Source organism: Nostoc sp. (assembly GCF_036917415.1).
In the GTDB taxonomy this organism is placed as follows: domain Bacteria; phylum Cyanobacteriota; class Cyanobacteriia; order Cyanobacteriales; family Nostocaceae; genus Nostoc.
The window spans coordinates 22,483-38,466 of sequence record NZ_JBALDJ010000096.1; the positions used below are offsets into that span (position 1 = coordinate 22,483).

Consider the following 15,984-nt stretch of genomic DNA (forward strand, 5'->3'; position numbering starts at 1 on the left):
TATTTATAAACACCCTCTTAAACAACTACGCGCTAGCGGAGTGTCTGTTCCTTTGTCTATTTGTTTAACTTTGAGCGATCGCACTTTACTAACTCATGGCCAATTTGAGGGAAACAGAAACAATGCTGGCTACAAGTTAGCACGGAATCTGCTAGCTACATCGGCTTTGATAAATCAATACCGAATAGTTTATTATCCTGACCCACGCCAGCTATTTGATCGATATTGCGATCGCTGTATACCTCCACTTGAACCAGCTGAGGCGGATACAATTTGGCACAGTGCGAATAAAACAACAGCCTTTGCCAGTCGAGACTTTGGCTCAATTGTTATGAGCATTCGTGAGTGGAAGTCACACCGCAGATCAAAAAAACAGTACGTAAGAAAACCAAGAAAATTAGTTAAGGCGAGGTCGACAAAATCGATGTAACCTATTTTCAAACATTTCCCCACAACGGGGAGATGTTTGAAAAGCCTACGCCAGCTGTTATAAGCTGTCGTGCTTATAACTTGCACTTTTTATGGTCTAGAACCCTTATTGCAACGAGAATGCTCTGGAAAATTAAAGATGCGACAGCTTAAATTAAATAGCATTGCTTGAATTGGGCTAAAAAATTGTCAAATACAACAGATAAAAATAATTTATATACCGTCCGATGCAAGTAGTTCTTGCCTCTGTTCTTCGCTAAGATTAATTACATACTTCTTGCTCATACACTCTTTTTCCTTATGCACGCGATCGCCTGCCATGTGGGTACGGATGCACCCACAAACCTATTTAATCACGATCTAGTATTACCCAGCAAAATTAATGGGACAGACCAATAGCCTCACGCTTTGTCCACTGTTTTTGTAAAGGAACATCAGCTAATCTTTGCAATAATATGAATACGCTATCATCTTCAGTCAACCGAGCGATGATTTGAGCGATCGCCTTACAGCAACTCCAAGGATGACGTACCACCTGAACTTCTGCAAATCTCACCACAGCCCAATTGCGCTCCAAGAAAAAACGGTTACGGATTTTATCGTCATCAACATCAATGCAGTGGTGAGGTTTACCTGTATCTCCAGCATAAGGTTCATCGATCTCAATATCGAGAGCTAACCCAGAAGATTGATGGTAAAGAATAAAATCAGCTGAGTAACGTCGAGACGAACCAGGAATTTCAAATTCCACCGCTTGACAGATAAGATTCTCTAGAAACGTACACAGTAAATGGCGAAAAAATTGCTTTTCACTGACACCTTGCTCGGCTGTAGCATTTCCATTTGGTAATTGAACGCATCCTTGAAACGAAGCTTTCAAATGCTCCTTACTTGTAGAACCTTTAGTGTATAAACGTCTCACTAGTGGTTGATAAAGAATAATTGGATAGTACCCAGTAAACATAACCACACATTTGTTAAACTTTTAACAATCAAGAAGAACAACATCAAGACAATAACTAGAAATTATCTAATCTAATGTCCTTCCAAATATCAGAAACCTGCCATCCAGTTTTACCAACAGAAAGGACTACAGGATTATCACCCGCTGAAATATAGTTAGATTCCTTCTTTGCTACAACTCTTTGTGGCTCTTCTTCAACTATTGGTTCTTGTATATTCATAGTGTCAATTGGAAAATTTGGTTCTTTTGTTTCCTCTGTGATTTTTGTTTCTTGGAGTAGCTTTTCCGATTTTTTGATAAGTTCCATACCTATTTTCAGTTTTAACGCTTGATATTGACAGAAGAACGATAATATGTGCAGCCAAATTAATTCATAAAAATTTGCGAGAATACCAACACAGATAAATGCACTATCGGGCAAAAATTGATGGCGTTACACAACCAGAACAATGCAACAATTAACAGCAATTTTAACGAAACTCAAACATAAATTTGTTACTCCTCCCATTTCAAATCTTCAACCTCCACAAAAGGTCACTTTAAACTTATCTTTCAATACTAATTTAGATTCAGGCACTATAGCTATCTTAGAACAGATTGAAGCTGAATATGAATACTACTAAGCTTGTGAGGAGTGGTAATCATGAATTTAGCACTCGCTCAACAATCCTTAGCAGGACTTTCCCAAACTGCTGCTCATCTCTGGGAACAGCTAACTAATTGCCAGACTCCTGAAGAAGCTGCTATCATCACCGCTATTTGGGAAACTCAGGAAGTTCAGTCAGAAGTTGTTGATATCCAAGCAGAATTAGCATTGCAACTGGATGCTGAAATAGCAGCTATTAAGCAACGACTAGAACATCTAAAGGCTGTACATCAATCAGCACTGTTAAGACTAGAACGCTGGCAACAAAAATTAGATGAAACTATTTTAGAACAAACCGCCGCGGGAATCCTACCTGAGCAAATGATTGGTAATTCACTTCGCATCACAATTAAAGAAAATCCGCCAAGTTGTGAATTGCTGATAGATGCAGAACAATTGTCTCCAAAATACCGCAGAGAAAAGACTGTTTACTCAGCAGACAAGAAAGCTATTATTGCTGCTTGGAAGAAAGGTATTCCTGTAGATGGCACTCACATCATGCGTAAGCGCCGAGTTATCTATGCTTTAACAGCAACGGCAATTCACGAATTTAAAGACTCGCTTTTAACTTAGCAATAGCTTTAACTAATTTATCAGCCAACAGCAGGAATTTTACTGTTTTGTTGGCTGCTACCTATAACTCTTTTTTGACATTTCAGTAGGTTTGCACTATGAAAAACAAATATGTTGAAACATAACTGAATTAAGTATTAGTTACTAAAATAAATAGTGTTTCATCTGTTTCTTTAATTGCTCATTTTTAGCCAACCAAACACAGTCGCAACAGTTAACTCCAAGTCTATCCCGGCTAACACTGGCAAACGCTCATCACCCTGCAAAAGTTCTGGTTGTTGATTTGGACGGAAAACCAAAATGGAACGATCTTCTGGGTCTATCAACCAACCTAATTGGCAACCATGATCTAAGCAATAGAGAATATTGCCTGTGACTCGATTTGAACTTTGTTCGGGGGAAAGAATTTCAATTGTCCAGTCTGGAGAAAGTAGAAAATCATTGGGTGCTTCCCCATCAGCAGCAAAGGGAATACGCGACCAGTTGAAAACCGCTACATCAGGTACTATTGAACGCATACCAAAACTACAGCGCAGTTCTGGAAAGGCATAAGCAATATGCACGCTTTCGGCAACATCATTAATACTGTTGCACAGCCTTAACTGTAATCGGCTATGCTTCCCTTTTGGCATTGGTTTTTGAATAATCTTACCATTAATGTACTCGCTGGCAGGCTTTGTTTCTGGTAGCTTGAGAAACGCCTCCAGGGTCAGGGATTGGCTAATTACCGTAGACATGGCTCAGTCGAGTAAAGCAAACGGGATATGTTTTTAGTCTAGCAGTACCCTACTCTCAAAAACTGTTTTTGCTTCTGGCTAGCGCCACAACCGCTTGCACACCATTTAACAAAGCCAAAAAAGCTATGACCACAAAATGGCTAACACCAGAACAGGCCATTGTCAAAGCCAACCTCACTGTTACATTTGAAACTTTAAAATCTTACATTTCAGAACAACAAGGAAAAACCACTGCTGAAGAACAATTCCAAGCTTTAGGATTGCTATTTGACAGGGAACGCTTGCGTGCAGGTAAACCTAACTTCTTGCAACTTTTAGAACCAGTAAGTGATGAAAATAGCTACGCCGAAGATGAAATCGACTCTCATGAGTTAGAGGACGATGACACAGAAACATCCGCTACCAACAGTGTAAATCAACTAGAACCATTTATTTTCGAGCAATGCAAAGTTCAAATCGTCATCACTTTACTACCTACAGAACAAACAGGAGATAGGACTGTAATGATTGCTGCCAGCAGTCACGGTGATTTCCCTGTGGTTGCCATGCTCAATCAAGACGAACTGGGTGATTTACCACCTGCAATTGTTCAACTACTGGACGAACTGAAAGCCGATTTTCCTAATCGCCAAATTCGCCGGAATATAGCCCAGACTCAAGCTGTCAAAACCAATAAACCACACACTTCCCAAACTCCAACTTGTACTCAAACTGCCAGCCCAGATACCACCAAGGCACCCAGTAATACTACTCAAATATCACTGTTTTAAATCCCATGACTGCTACAAATAGCAACAAACTACTCGTCATCTACGAAGGTCAACAGCACTGGATTCCAGAAGCGATCGCTATTAATGACCAATTACTACGGGATGCCTTCACTCCTCTTTGCGCTGAACTGGCAAACGCAGACATTGAGCGTAAACCAGGAGAACCCATTCACATCATCAAGAAGCCCGGTAAAAAAGGTACTTCTTCTCTAGATTCCCTGATAGTGGCTCCTGAAGAAATCAACCCCGCAGTCCAAATGTGCTACCAAATGCGTCAACGTCAGGTAATCACCGGAATTGACTGGCAAAATGCAGGACAGTTATCAGTTCAGATTGAAGAAGCGATCGCATCTGGGACAGAATTTTCAAAAGAACTCAACCAAACCCTAAAATCCCTAACAGCCTGCACTCCCACATCGAGCGTTATCCCTGAAGGTTTTTGAGTGCTTACAAAAAGGTTGGCAATTGACTTGAGTGATAAATTATTGTTCAAATTACAGCAGTTTGCATTTCCACTAAAGTACACCCCACACTCTGTTTCCGTCTTCTCTTTAATTCCAACCTCATAATAACGAGTTGTACAAAATATGTCTCACCTCGTACCCATCAACATGGCAGAGGCAATTTACTTTGAAACCAATTAACTCCAAAACTTGCAGTTCCCGCTTTGTCAGTGTATCTGCTTCCAGAATGCTTGCTCTGGGTCAATTGCAGAGATCGTCACTGTCTGAGTAGCATTCGGTTTTGGTTTCACCACAGCCGCCGTAGATTGACGAGTATGCTTGAGAACGATACGAGCGATCGCTGGATCAATCCACGACTGACCTTCATGGGTTATGTGCAGCGCTTCCAGCAACAACTCAAACTTAATTGTCTTCACACAGTAAGAGTCTGCCCCGGCTGCAAACGCTGCCAGTACCATTTGCTCTTTGGCAAAGGAAGTTAGCATCAAAAATTTAGTCTGTGCTGCTGTTTCTGACATTAGAGATTCCCAAAACTGCTGCACCAGCCATATTCCGTCTCTATCCGGCAAACCAATATCAACGATCGCTATGTCTGGTTTTGTACTTTGGAGCAGTTTCAACCCATTGTCCGCTGTAGCTTCATCACCCACGACTTGAATACCTTCTTGCTCGTTGAGAGAACTACGCATCCCAATCCGCGTTAAGCTATGGTCTTCAATAATTGCTACTCGAATATCTCCCATCATTTACCTCAGCAGCTTGGTAACTATACTTTTTTAACTGTCGAATATGGTTTCAGGGAAAGGATTACTCCATTGGACGAAAAATTTTAGCTATTCAGCCAAAATGTGGCTATTGAGATGCAACGCGGCATTTCAATGTTATTAAACCTCATCCAAGTTGAAACCAGTAGTTTTTACAGTATTGGTTGAAAAGTTTATGTACCAAGGGCTACATATCTCAACTGGCTGTTGAAAAAGCTCCGATGTTCAAAATGGACATTGTTTAATCTGAAAATTCTCTGAAAAAATATTCCTAAAGTATAAAAAAATATAAAAGCACTGAAGTTAAACTGAAATCAATACAGTTTATTCTGGCTTCTGTCCACATGACACTTAGAGGAGGATGTAGCTTATTTCTAAGCTAGAACCCTGGATCTTACACATAACATAGCCAGATTAAGAATTCGTAATTACGTTATGAATGGGAATTTAGACCTCAATCAGAAAGTTGTGACCTGTAGAGGTCGGAGACTATAACCAGTTTCTTAATTACCAATTACCTAGCTTGCTTCTCGCCGGAGGCGAGTATTACGAATTAGTAATTATGTTGACCAATGCCCTGAGTTTGAAAAAAATCTGATGAATGTTCATCGCCGTGTAGTGGTTAGCATGGCGCTTAAAAATACACTTTTACCAACGAAATTTAGCTTTACTACTCTTTTTCTCGACTCAAAAGGAATTAGGTTTATCAAAGGCGTTTAAGGCATTAAAAAGTCGGAACTCAAAAACTTAATTCCCTGTGGTGACTATGAGTTTCCTCAAGCGGTAATCGGTAATCGGTAATCGAGGTAACGCCAAAGCCACCAGCAACGATAATAGTTGGCAGTTTACCATTTGGTATTCAGAAGAAACGGAAGCGGCTGCTGTTACTTCAGTTGGTGTATCAATAACAGCTTCTATTGATATAAACCCACCATTCCAAATGATTGTTGACCGTCCCTTCTTCTGTGCCATTAGGGATAATCAGACGGGAAGGGTTTTATTTATGGGTTCAATTATTGACCCACAGTAAAAAATTCAAAATTTCTTCATTTTTAATTGAACTTGAGGGTAATGTCACTTCAGAAATGCTCGAAGTGTTTTTAGCGTCAGCTTTTGGGGACTTGTTTGGTGCAATAGGTGCAGTTATTTCCCCGGTGGCGCTGTCGTCTGTCTGGCTGCTTAGGCTCGCAAGACACAAGGCGCTTAAGGCCGAATAGTAGATAGACCAAATGGCACTTTCAGCCACAAGAAGGTAGAGATAAGGGCTGATGTTATACAGGTAGATAAAATTAACTGGGTGACGAAGAAATTTTGGAAGCTCAGGCTGACTGTTTTGGAGAAAGGATGGCGAAATTTGACTAGACCATTTCAGACAATTTTTACTAAACATCGCGTATTTTGGGCTGTTTTACTCTTTGGTACAGCACTGGTGGTAACGCTAGCACTGTCGCTTTCTCAAGGAGCAGTACCTTTAAATATGTCGGAATTTTGGCAAGCCATTCTCCACAAAGGCGATCCGGTTAAACAGACAATTCTCTGGGATTTACGTCTCCCGCGCATTACGGCTGCGATCGTTGTTGGCGCAGCTTTGGGAATGTCAGGAGCTTTGCTGCAAGGAATGTTACGTAATAGTCTTGCCGATCCATTTATTTTGGGCATTTCAGCGGGTGCAGGACTATTTGTAATTCTGATGATTGTCTGCCAAATATTCCCGATCGCAATTCCTTTAGCAGCATGGATGGGAGCAATTTTAACTGCTGCGATCGTTATTTTACTCGGTCGTTCGGGGTCGGGAATTTCTGTTGAACGGTTGATTTTAGGCGGAGTGGCGGTGAGTTCTTTATTTGGTGCTGTACAAAGTACATTGCTACTTTTAGCTGAAGATGGGCAAATTCAAATTGCGCTCAGTTTCCTAGTTGGTAGTCTTAATGGACGGGGTTGGCAAGAAATTGCTACGCCTGCACCTTATATCATCGTTGCATTGATCGGGGGATGCTTGCTGGGGCGATCGCTAAATATACTGGCTTTGGGAGATGATTTAGCTGTGAGTTTAGGGCTTTCGTTGACGCGATCGCGCCTGTTAATTGGTGGTGTCGCCACTCTATTAGCCGCAGGTGCAGTCAGCATCAGCGGCTTGGTTGGATTTGTTGGTCTTGTTGTTCCTCACGGTGTCCGCCTGATTGTTGGTACAGATCATCGCTTTGTTTTACCACTTTCCGCCCTTGCAGGTGCATGGTTACTCACTTTTGCAGATTTACTCTCTAGACTAGGAACAGTAGAACTACCAGTAGGTTCCATCACTGCCTTGCTGGGTTCACCCCTGTTTATCTGGTTACTTTATCGTCGTTCTGCTGGGTTAAATAAATTTTGAGCTATCAGACCGATATCTATCCCCACCGTATAAACGGATCGGGTTTTTTGCGAATTCTGATAAACTCAGACTAAAGCTTTCTTCAACTATTTTAGCCACAATTCTTTATAGGGAAACACACCTGTATAACCCTACTTTCTTATCTCTGCTACCCCCTGCCCCCTGCCCCCTGCCCCCTGCCCTCTGCCCCCTGCCCCCTGCCCTCTGCCCCCTTAAGGAGGTTAATTGATGTTATGTGTTGAGGAATTAATCAACTTAGACCCATTTCAACAACTTCCCAAAGAGCGATTGCAGTGGGTTTGCGATCGCACTCAAACAGTTGAACTTTCTGCCACAGAAGTGTTGTCCCATGAAGGAGATCCTGTATGTCGCTTATTTATCTTAGTTAAAGGTAAAATCAACGTCACCCGCCGCAGTGAAGGAGTTGAAATTCCCATCGGGCAACACGAAGCCCCATCCTTTTTTGGTGAAATTCCAATACTCACAGATGAACCTGCACCTGTAACAATGCGGGCATTGACAAATTGCCACCTTTATGAGCTAAAGGGAGAAGACTTCCGTAAACTGCTGCATGAATGTCGTGATTTTGAGCGGATGGTCTTCCGAATTATGCAACGTCGTGTCCGGGGGCTAGAGTCTTTCATTCGTGGGCGAGAAAAGATGGCAGCTTTAGGGACACTTGCCGCCGGTCTAGCTCATGAACTCAACAACCCAGCCGCAGCCCTGGTTCGGACTTTAAAAGAAATGCCACCCGCCATCCTAGAGTTACAACGAATGAACTTAGTTTATGGGCAACGCAATGTTGACGAAGCCCATACTCAACACTGGTTAAGAGTACGCGATCTAGGCTATGATGCGATTTTGAATAATCGCCTAGATCCGGTGACATTAAGCGATCGCGAAGCCATATTGCTGGAATGGTTAGAAGACTATGGTGTAAACCAAGCCTGGAAATTAGCAGAACCTTTAGCAGAAGGTGGTATTGAGGTTGAAATCCTAGAGCAACTCATGGAACGTTGGCGCAAAGACGACACAGAATTGCGAGAAATGGGATTGCACTGGCTAGCGCTTTCCTTTGAAGTCATGTCGATGATTAAACATGGTTTACGAGGTTCTGAGAGGATTTCTGAACTTGTGCAAGCGATGAAGTCTTATTCTTACCTCGATCAAGGCACTCAGCAAGAAGTAAATATACATCAAGGTTTAGAAGATACCTTGCGCTTGTTTGCTCATAAACTCAAGTGCGGTGTCCAAGTGCAACGCAATTACGATCGACATATTCCGAAAATTCTTGCCTATGGCAGTGAACTCAATCAAGTGTGGACAAACTTAATTGACAACGCCATTGATGCAATGGATGGTAAAGGACTGCTGGAAATTACAACATACCATTGCGATCGCTATGGTCATATTGACATCATCGATTCTGGCAGTGGAATTCCACATGAAATTAAAACCCGCATTTTTGAACCTTTCTTTACCACTAAATCAGTGGGGCATGGTTCAGGACTCGGTTTGGAAACCGTTCGCCGGATTGTAGAAAATCGCCATCACGGTACGCTTTCATTTGAGTCGCAGCCAGGGAGAACTTGTTTCACTATTTGCTTGCCCTTATTGAATCAATAAGCGATGGGATTAGAGATGAAAAAAAGGGAACCCAATGGTTCCCAAAATCCTCATGTAGAGCGCGATAAATCGCGTCTTAAAAGACCAATTATCTACACCAATAACCCTTAACCCAAACGTATTGAGTTATAAATAAAATGTTGGGGTAAAAAGAATTATTTATCTGATAATTCTGGTCTTGTGGGCTGTTGTTCGGAGTTAATAAATTCAGTCTTAGGTGGTTTTCCTATTGTATTAGGAGGTTGTTTTTTTGTTTTGGGTTGTGGGTTGTTATTCTCGCTCATATTAATTTATCTCCTTAATAGCTTTAGTTATTTGGCTGTTTTCAGATTTCTTGCTTGGAGTTGGTCAAGCAAAAAGTTCAGTGAATGCAGTCAGTTTGTGTTCCGATGATTATGACTTCAAGCGATGTCATTGCAATTCCGTAATCCTGTTGAAAATTTTGTTCCATTTCTATATTGTCAAAGAGGTAGATAGTGGAAAAACTCCTTACTTTCTACCTCTTTAACCTTAGTTTTCTATTCAAACTATTTTTGCAGCCAGACCGATATTGAACCACCTGGACATGGGAAATTTCCCCATCCGTCGTTATTGGTGTGAATGGTATCGTTTATATGTCCCGTGGCATCGTAAAATTCCTGATTGGGTCGGAACACATTCATCCACTTGTTCCCTGGTGAGCTATTGGTTAGCACTATAGCCATTGCACCCGGATGTTCCCTAGTACCCAAGCGCGTCCAACCGATAGTATTAGGATGGTCAAAGTAATCATGCTGGTCGCCAAAACCGTATTCTCTACGCGCCTTTAAGAACTTGTCAATCAAAAAACGGTGAGAGTAAAGGGTATTATCACGTTCTTTATCTTGATATTGTGCCCCGTAATAATCTGCATAGAAAACGCAAGGATAGCCTTCTCGGCGCAGTAAGATTAGTGCATAGGCTAAGGGCTTAAACCAAGGTTCAACAGGCGACTCTAGGGATTGACAAGGTTGGGTATCATGGTTTTCAACAAAGGTAACAGCTAGGGCAGGTTGTTCTTTAACTAAGGTTCTATCAAAAATCGATCGCAGATCGAAACTACTACCCTGGCGACTAGCTTGGTGAAATTTGAAATGTAGAGGCACATCAAATAACGACAAACGCCCATCACTAGAGGCAATATAACCGTGTAAGGCATCGATATCTTGAGACCAGTACTCGCCAACGCTAAACAGTTCCCGCCCACCAAAATGAACTTGCAGGTGATTTAACCAATCACGGAAAAAAGTGGAGCGGATATGTTTAACAGCGTCAATGCGAAAGCCATCTACACCTGTGGTATCAACAAACCAACGCCCCCAATACATCAACTCACCGCGCACGAGGTCATTACCTGTATCCAGGTCGTTGGCCATTAAATAATCGTAATTGCCGTGTTCGTGGCTAACTTCCGTCTCAAAATGTTTATCTTTAAGGCGGTAGAGTTTGTCTGCCGTTTTGGTATCTACATTGTATGATAATGAATCAAAGCACCACCAATACCATTTCATACTGGAGTATTTATCTCCACGACCGGGAAAATAGAACTTTGTATAAGCTCCAATTTCGTACCAATCGCTGACTGGACGGTTGCGGTCATTCCAATCCATTTCTTGGGCCGAGATGCGTTCTATTTCATCCCCACCATCTTTGTGGTTGAAAACCACATCGGCATAGATTTGAATACCTGCACGCTGTGCCGTTTTAATAGCCTTTAAGTATTGCTCGCGTGTTCCATATTTTGTCCGAACAGTATTTTTTTGATCGAACTCACCCAGATCGAACAGATCGTAGACTGCGTATCCAACATCCCATGTTCCACCACTGCCCTTATAAGCTGGCGGCAGCCATAAAGCAGTGAAGCCTGCATCAGCTAGCTCATTGGCTGTTTTATCCAGCTTGTCCCATAACGTACCATCATTGGAGATGTACCAATGGTAATACTGCATTATTACACCGTTGTTCATGCGATCGCCTTTGTAGAATCTTTGATTTTACAGATTTCTGCCAGAAATCTTTGATGCTAGGATATGTTACTTTTGTCACACATCCCAACTTCACCCGAATTTATTTAGGTTTCAATGACGACTTCATCAAGAGCAATTATGAATTATTAAGACGGGATAATTGCTGATTTGCCTTGATCAGGTTAGTGAACTCCTGCAAAGTTTGACGATACTTTTCTTCAGCTATCGAGAATAAATCGTTATGATTTGCCTCTTCAACCCACAAATAAAGTTTTGGAGATGTTGCAGCATTAAACAACTTTTCTCCATGAGTAAAAGGAATTATGTTATCTGCTTTTCCATGAATCACCAATATCGGACATTTGACTTTTTTGATATTTTCCAGATTGGGAAACTTATCGAAAGGTAAAACCCGAAAAGGTACTATTACTTGAAAAGCGGAAATAAATGAGCTTTCAATAATTAAACCAGCTACTGGTTTCTGCATTGCTAAATTTACCGCCGAACCACCGCCGACCGAACGTCCCAAAACTATAATTTTTTCAGGTGGAATTTTTAAATTTTGGGTCAAATAATTGTAAGCGCTATTGATATCTTCGTATGCATGACTTTCTGTCGGCTTTCCTTGACTCGTACCATAACCGCGATAATCAAAAGCAAAGACACTAAAACCCCATGCGTGTAATTTTTCTAGAATCTGTTTGATATCTCCTAAATCTTCAGAATTACCATGAGAATAAAGAATAGTATATTTAGCTTGAGTGTTCAATAAGTATGTAGCTGAGATATTCGTATTTTCCCCACTCCTTAACTTCAAAATTGTTGGATCGTTCTGATAGCTAGAAGGTTGAGATAGAAAAATCATGCTATCTGCCCGAAAATATACAAATACAGCAAAAAATATATAGATAAAGACTAAAGATTTAACCAGCCTCTGCCAAGTAAAATCACCAATTAGCAGTTTTATAACTTGCTGTTTATCCATTAGTTTTTATTATTGGGTAAAACTTTATTTCCAGGTTTCCCGATTTCTGATGCTTCCTAACTACAACTCATACAACTTCATCAAACTTTACGCCAGCTTTGTCACAAATGAGTATCTGGAGTTGAGCGACTGAGTAATTACTTAACCCGGATTCTTAAGCCGATACTAACAAGCACTGTTATATTCCCTAATGCTAGACGGGAATATTTCGTGTTGTAAAAGTTACAGTTACCAAAACTGAAACGGTTATCAAATTCCAAGCTGCTCAGGACTATTCTGGGTAAATAGTCAAATGTGACAGAAAAAATTTAGTGTGAGGATTTAGCCATGTCTTACCCGATTCCATCCAAAATGTGGCAGCGAGTCAGTATTTTAATATTGTGTTTATTGATACCCTCGCTAGGAATTGCCGTTTTACGTCAGTCTGCTACAGTTGCGATTCCAGCCAATCAGACTCCTGCCACTACTCCAAAAACTTCCATTCTACCCAATCACCCTGACTACCAAGCACTCCAGGCATTGGTACAACAGTATAGTTGTGTCGTCCCTGTCCAAAACTTTGGCACTCTTCCTGTAACCCGGACTGAGTTTGCTACAGTCTTGAATGCCTGCGTGAATCGCAGCAATGAGCTAATAACGACCGATCCCAAGATCGTTACCCCAGCAGATATAAAAATTCTGCAACGCTTGCAGTCAGAATTTGCACCGGAGTTAGCAATCTTAAAAAGTCCGATAGATAAATTGGAAGCTCCTAGTCCCATCACTCCGACTACCAGAGGACGGACTCAAACTGAGTCTACCCGAAAGACTCAACCTTTACCCACAGCCCTACCCCTTAGTATTCCGTCTGGCTCATCTGTGCAGGATCGAGTTGTTAACCGTGCGAATATGCCTAAACTCCAAACTCGTGGCAGTATTGGAAGGGTTGCCCCGGAACCACAAATAGGTAGCAGATTCAATACAGAAAACTACAACCGGATTGAAGATAATCCCTTTCATCGCGTTAGTAATGATCCTCTTTCCACCTTTTCCATTGATGTAGATACAGCATCTTACAGCAACGTGCGACGGTTTATTACTCAAGGGGAATTACCACCCAAAGATGCAGTGCGAATTGAGGAATTGATCAATTATTTTACCTACAATTATCCCCAACCAAAAGGCAATCGCCCTTTTTCCGTCACCACTGAAGTTGCTGCTGCTCCCTGGAATCCTCAACACAAGCTGGTACAGGTGGGTTTGCAAGGTAAACGCCTAGAGAGCGAAACCTTACCACCCAGCAACCTAGTATTTCTGATTGATGTCTCCGGTTCTATGGATGACCCGAACAAATTACCCTTAGTGCAACAGTCACTCAAATTGCTGGTGAATAAACTACGTCCTGAAGACCGGGTAAGTTTAGTAGTCTATGCTGGGAATGCTGGATTGGTTTTACCTGCTACTCCTGGTAATCAGAAATCAACAATTATGGCGGCGATTGACCGCTTAGAGGCTGGAGGCTCGACTGCTGGCGGCCAGGGTATTGAACTCGCCTACAAGATAGCCAAACAAAGCTTCCTCAAGTCTGGTAATAACAGAGTAATTTTAGCTACCGATGGAGATTTTAACGTCGGGGTTTCCAGTGATGGCGACCTGACGCGATTAATTGAACAAAAGCGAGACCAGGGAATTTTCCTGACGGTGTTGGGATTTGGCACCGGCAATTATAAGGACGGAAAAATGGAGCAACTGGCTGATAAGGGTAACGGCAACTACGCTTACATCGATACCCTATTGGAAGCCAAAAAGGTTTTAGTTAACGATCTCAGGGGAACTCTGTTTACTATTGCCAAGGATGTGAAAATTCAGGTGGAGTTTAATCCGGCGAAAGTTCAGGCATATCGCTTGATTGGTTACGAAAACCGCCTGCTGCAAAACCAGGATTTCAATGACGACAAGAAAGATGCAGGGGATATTGGGGCTGGCCATTCTGTGACAGCGCTTTATGAAATAATTCCCACTGGCACAAAAAGCGACGTGAAACTCCCAGAGATAGATCCTTTGCGGTATCAGCGTTCTGGTGAAACTGTCTCGGATGCTGCTGGTAATGAGTTGATGCAGGTGAAACTGCGCTATAAGTTGCCCCAGGACAGCACCAGTCAACTAATTACTCAAACCATCCAAGATGATGATTTGAGAACCGACCAGATACCCTCCACAAACCTGAGATTTGCTGCTGCGGTAGCTACCTTTGGGATGGTGCTGCGTGACTCTGAGTATAAGGGGGATGCTAGTTATGATTTGGTAATGAAATTGGCAACTCAAGGGAAGGGGGAAGACCAGGAGGGCTATCGGGGTGAGTTTATTCGCCTAGTGGAGCAATCTAGAGGGTTGATTACAAGAAAATGATTTTAGACTACAACTGAGATGGCGAGTAGGGAGTGGTGTAGTTCAATTACTTAAAAACCGCTGTAATATCTTGGAGATATTCACAATCCACATCAAAGGCGATCGCTCTCCACTGGATTAAATATCTGCAATCAATATAGCAATTTAATTTCAGAAGAGAGCATTACATATCTGCAAGATGTTTTTTGATCGCTGCTAGTAAGAAAACTTATTCCCTACTCTGCAAGACAAGAAGGAAGAAATGCTTAACTGAACTATATTGTGCCATGTAAGGTTTTTATTTGGGGAACTCCAAAAAATAAATTATTCCAATTTCTGAACTCAACACAATTGTTTTTCTCCCCTGCCCCCTGCTCCCTGCCCCCCTGCCCACACAATGATGGAATATTTTTTTACTTGGAAGTCCCTTTGTTTCTATTTTCTCCCCTTTCTTCCCACTGGTATACACATCGGTGTACCGGAAACCGGGTCTGGGATAACCCGACATTCCAATCCAAACACCTCCCTTACCATCTTCTCAGTGATCGCCAAATTAGGTTCGCCAACAGCAAAAATTTGACCTTCTTTCACCGCTACCAAATAATCAGCATAACGACAGGCATGATTCAAATCATGTAACACCATGACAATCGTTCTTTGCTGGTTTTGGTTCAAATCATACAATAAATCTAAAACTTCTATTTGGTGCGCCAAATCTAAAAAAGTAGTTGGTTCATCTAACAATAAAATATCCGTATCTTGAGCTAATGCCATTGCAATCCAAGCACGTTGTCGCTGTCCACCAGAAAGAGTATCTAACTCGCGTTCTGCTAAGTATTTAATCCCAGTAATTTCTAACGCTAGTTCTACTAATCTTTCATCTTCTTTTGTCCACTGCTGCAACCAGTTTTGATAAGGAAATCTTCCACAAGCTACCAAATCTCGAACGGTTAATCCTTCTGGTGCAACGGGGCCTTGGGTAAGAATTCCTAATTTTTTAGCAACATCTTTTGTTGATAGCTTAAATATATCTGTTGTATCTAAATAAATTGTGCCAACACGAGGTTTTAATAATCTTGCTAAACCCCGTAATAAAGTGGATTTTCCAGAGCCATTTGCACCAACTAAAGCAGTTATTTTTCCTGGTGGTATATCTAAATCTAAATGCTTAATAATAGTTATATGGTCGTAACCCAAAGTCAAATTCTTCGCTGACATTTGGTAATGTAGATTATCGTTCAATAATGACATTGACATAATTAAATTTAAGGGAATATTTTGATGATTTTGTAAGTATGTAATA

At 41.5% G+C, this 15,984-nt stretch carries 16 protein-coding genes and 2 pseudogenes; 9 read left to right on the forward strand and 9 right to left on the reverse strand.

Annotated elements, in window-relative coordinates; translation table 11 throughout:
• The first annotated feature begins 52 nt into the window (after positions 1 to 52).
• Positions 53 to 430: a hypothetical protein gene (locus V7K41_RS21075; protein WP_334851318.1), complete on the forward strand. Its 378-nt coding sequence runs from the start codon at positions 53 to 55 to the stop codon at positions 428 to 430.
• A gap of 378 nt (positions 431 to 808) precedes the next feature.
• Here the strand turns inward: V7K41_RS21075 and V7K41_RS21080 are convergent, their stop codons facing one another.
• Entirely contained in the window at positions 809 to 1,393 is a 585-nt protein-coding gene (locus V7K41_RS21080; protein WP_334851320.1) for a hypothetical protein, read from the reverse strand.
• Positions 1,394 to 1,448: 55 nt separating this feature from the next.
• Positions 1,449 to 1,700, reverse strand: coding sequence for a hypothetical protein (locus tag V7K41_RS21085; RefSeq protein ID WP_334851322.1), 252 nt, complete (start codon positions 1,698 to 1,700; stop codon positions 1,449 to 1,451).
• Between the two features lie 142 nt (positions 1,701 to 1,842).
• Here V7K41_RS21085 and V7K41_RS21090 point away from each other — a divergent pair, with 142 nt between their 5' ends.
• Together V7K41_RS21090 and V7K41_RS21095 are read left to right on the forward strand one after the other, a co-directional pair.
• Positions 1,843 to 2,016 carry a hypothetical protein gene (locus V7K41_RS21090; protein WP_334851324.1) on the forward strand — a complete coding sequence of 58 codons (174 nt, stop codon included), beginning with the start codon at positions 1,843 to 1,845 and terminating at the stop codon, positions 2,014 to 2,016.
• 20 nt (positions 2,017 to 2,036) lie between these two features.
• A complete protein-coding gene (locus tag V7K41_RS21095) occupies positions 2,037 to 2,612 on the forward strand; it encodes a siphovirus Gp157 family protein (RefSeq protein WP_334851326.1) in 576 nt (191 codons plus the stop codon).
• 173 nt (positions 2,613 to 2,785) lie between these two features.
• Here V7K41_RS21095 and V7K41_RS21100 read toward each other — a convergent pair whose 3' ends face one another.
• The gene (locus V7K41_RS21100; RefSeq protein WP_334851328.1) at positions 2,786 to 3,349 is read right to left on the reverse strand and encodes a Uma2 family endonuclease; all 564 of its coding nucleotides are present in this window, start codon (positions 3,347 to 3,349) and stop codon (positions 2,786 to 2,788) included.
• A gap of 125 nt (positions 3,350 to 3,474) precedes the next feature.
• On the opposite strand from V7K41_RS21100, the gene V7K41_RS21105 reads away from it, so the two are divergent.
• Together V7K41_RS21105 and V7K41_RS21110 are read left to right on the forward strand one after the other, a co-directional pair.
• A complete protein-coding gene (locus V7K41_RS21105; protein WP_334851329.1) occupies positions 3,475 to 4,119 on the forward strand; it encodes a hypothetical protein in 645 nt (214 codons plus the stop codon).
• A 5-nt stretch (positions 4,120 to 4,124) separates the two neighbouring features.
• Positions 4,125 to 4,562, forward strand: coding sequence for a hypothetical protein (locus tag V7K41_RS21110; protein WP_334851331.1), 438 nt, complete (start codon positions 4,125 to 4,127; stop codon positions 4,560 to 4,562).
• A gap of 227 nt (positions 4,563 to 4,789) precedes the next feature.
• Here V7K41_RS21110 and V7K41_RS21115 read toward each other — a convergent pair whose 3' ends face one another.
• Positions 4,790 to 5,329: a response regulator gene (locus V7K41_RS21115; protein WP_334851333.1), complete on the reverse strand. Its 540-nt coding sequence runs from the start codon at positions 5,327 to 5,329 to the stop codon at positions 4,790 to 4,792.
• A gap of 880 nt (positions 5,330 to 6,209) precedes the next feature.
• On the opposite strand from V7K41_RS21115, the pseudogene V7K41_RS21120 reads away from it, so the two are divergent.
• A pseudogene (locus tag V7K41_RS21120) lies at positions 6,210 to 6,377 on the forward strand (serpin family protein); the annotation flags it as partial.
• Between the two features lie 191 nt (positions 6,378 to 6,568).
• On the opposite strand, the pseudogene V7K41_RS21125 reads toward V7K41_RS21120, so the two are convergent.
• Positions 6,569 to 6,703: pseudogene (locus tag V7K41_RS21125) on the reverse strand (AI-2E family transporter); the annotation flags it as partial.
• Here V7K41_RS21125 and V7K41_RS21130 point away from each other — a divergent pair.
• Both V7K41_RS21130 and V7K41_RS21135 read left to right on the forward strand, forming a co-directional pair.
• The gene (locus tag V7K41_RS21130) at positions 6,702 to 7,718 is read left to right on the forward strand and encodes a FecCD family ABC transporter permease (protein ID WP_334851335.1); all 1,017 of its coding nucleotides are present in this window, start codon (positions 6,702 to 6,704) and stop codon (positions 7,716 to 7,718) included. The pseudogene V7K41_RS21125 and the gene V7K41_RS21130 overlap by 2 nt on opposite strands.
• 228 nt (positions 7,719 to 7,946) lie before the next feature.
• Positions 7,947 to 9,344 carry an ATP-binding protein gene (locus V7K41_RS21135; RefSeq protein ID WP_334851337.1) on the forward strand — a complete coding sequence of 466 codons (1,398 nt, stop codon included), beginning with the start codon at positions 7,947 to 7,949 and terminating at the stop codon, positions 9,342 to 9,344.
• 155 nt (positions 9,345 to 9,499) lie between these two features.
• Here V7K41_RS21135 and V7K41_RS21140 read toward each other — a convergent pair whose 3' ends face one another.
• The 3 genes from V7K41_RS21140 to V7K41_RS21150 all read right to left on the reverse strand — a co-directional run bounded on the left by V7K41_RS21140 (position 9,500) and on the right by V7K41_RS21150 (position 12,314).
• A complete protein-coding gene (locus V7K41_RS21140) occupies positions 9,500 to 9,628 on the reverse strand; it encodes a hypothetical protein (RefSeq protein WP_334851338.1) in 129 nt (42 codons plus the stop codon).
• A gap of 243 nt (positions 9,629 to 9,871) precedes the next feature.
• Positions 9,872 to 11,329, reverse strand: coding sequence for an alpha-amylase (locus V7K41_RS21145; RefSeq protein ID WP_334851340.1), 1,458 nt, complete (start codon positions 11,327 to 11,329; stop codon positions 9,872 to 9,874).
• A 136-nt stretch (positions 11,330 to 11,465) separates the two neighbouring features.
• Positions 11,466 to 12,314 carry an alpha/beta hydrolase gene (locus V7K41_RS21150; RefSeq protein ID WP_334851342.1) on the reverse strand — a complete coding sequence of 283 codons (849 nt, stop codon included), beginning with the start codon at positions 12,312 to 12,314 and terminating at the stop codon, positions 11,466 to 11,468.
• Between the two features lie 327 nt (positions 12,315 to 12,641).
• Here V7K41_RS21150 and V7K41_RS21155 point away from each other — a divergent pair, with 327 nt between their 5' ends.
• Positions 12,642 to 14,702: a vWA domain-containing protein gene (locus V7K41_RS21155; protein WP_334851343.1), complete on the forward strand. Its 2,061-nt coding sequence runs from the start codon at positions 12,642 to 12,644 to the stop codon at positions 14,700 to 14,702.
• A gap of 414 nt (positions 14,703 to 15,116) precedes the next feature.
• Here V7K41_RS21155 and V7K41_RS21160 read toward each other — a convergent pair whose 3' ends face one another.
• The gene (locus tag V7K41_RS21160; protein ID WP_334851345.1) at positions 15,117 to 15,932 is read right to left on the reverse strand and encodes an ABC transporter ATP-binding protein; all 816 of its coding nucleotides are present in this window, start codon (positions 15,930 to 15,932) and stop codon (positions 15,117 to 15,119) included.
• Positions 15,933 to 15,984 lie beyond the last annotated feature (52 nt).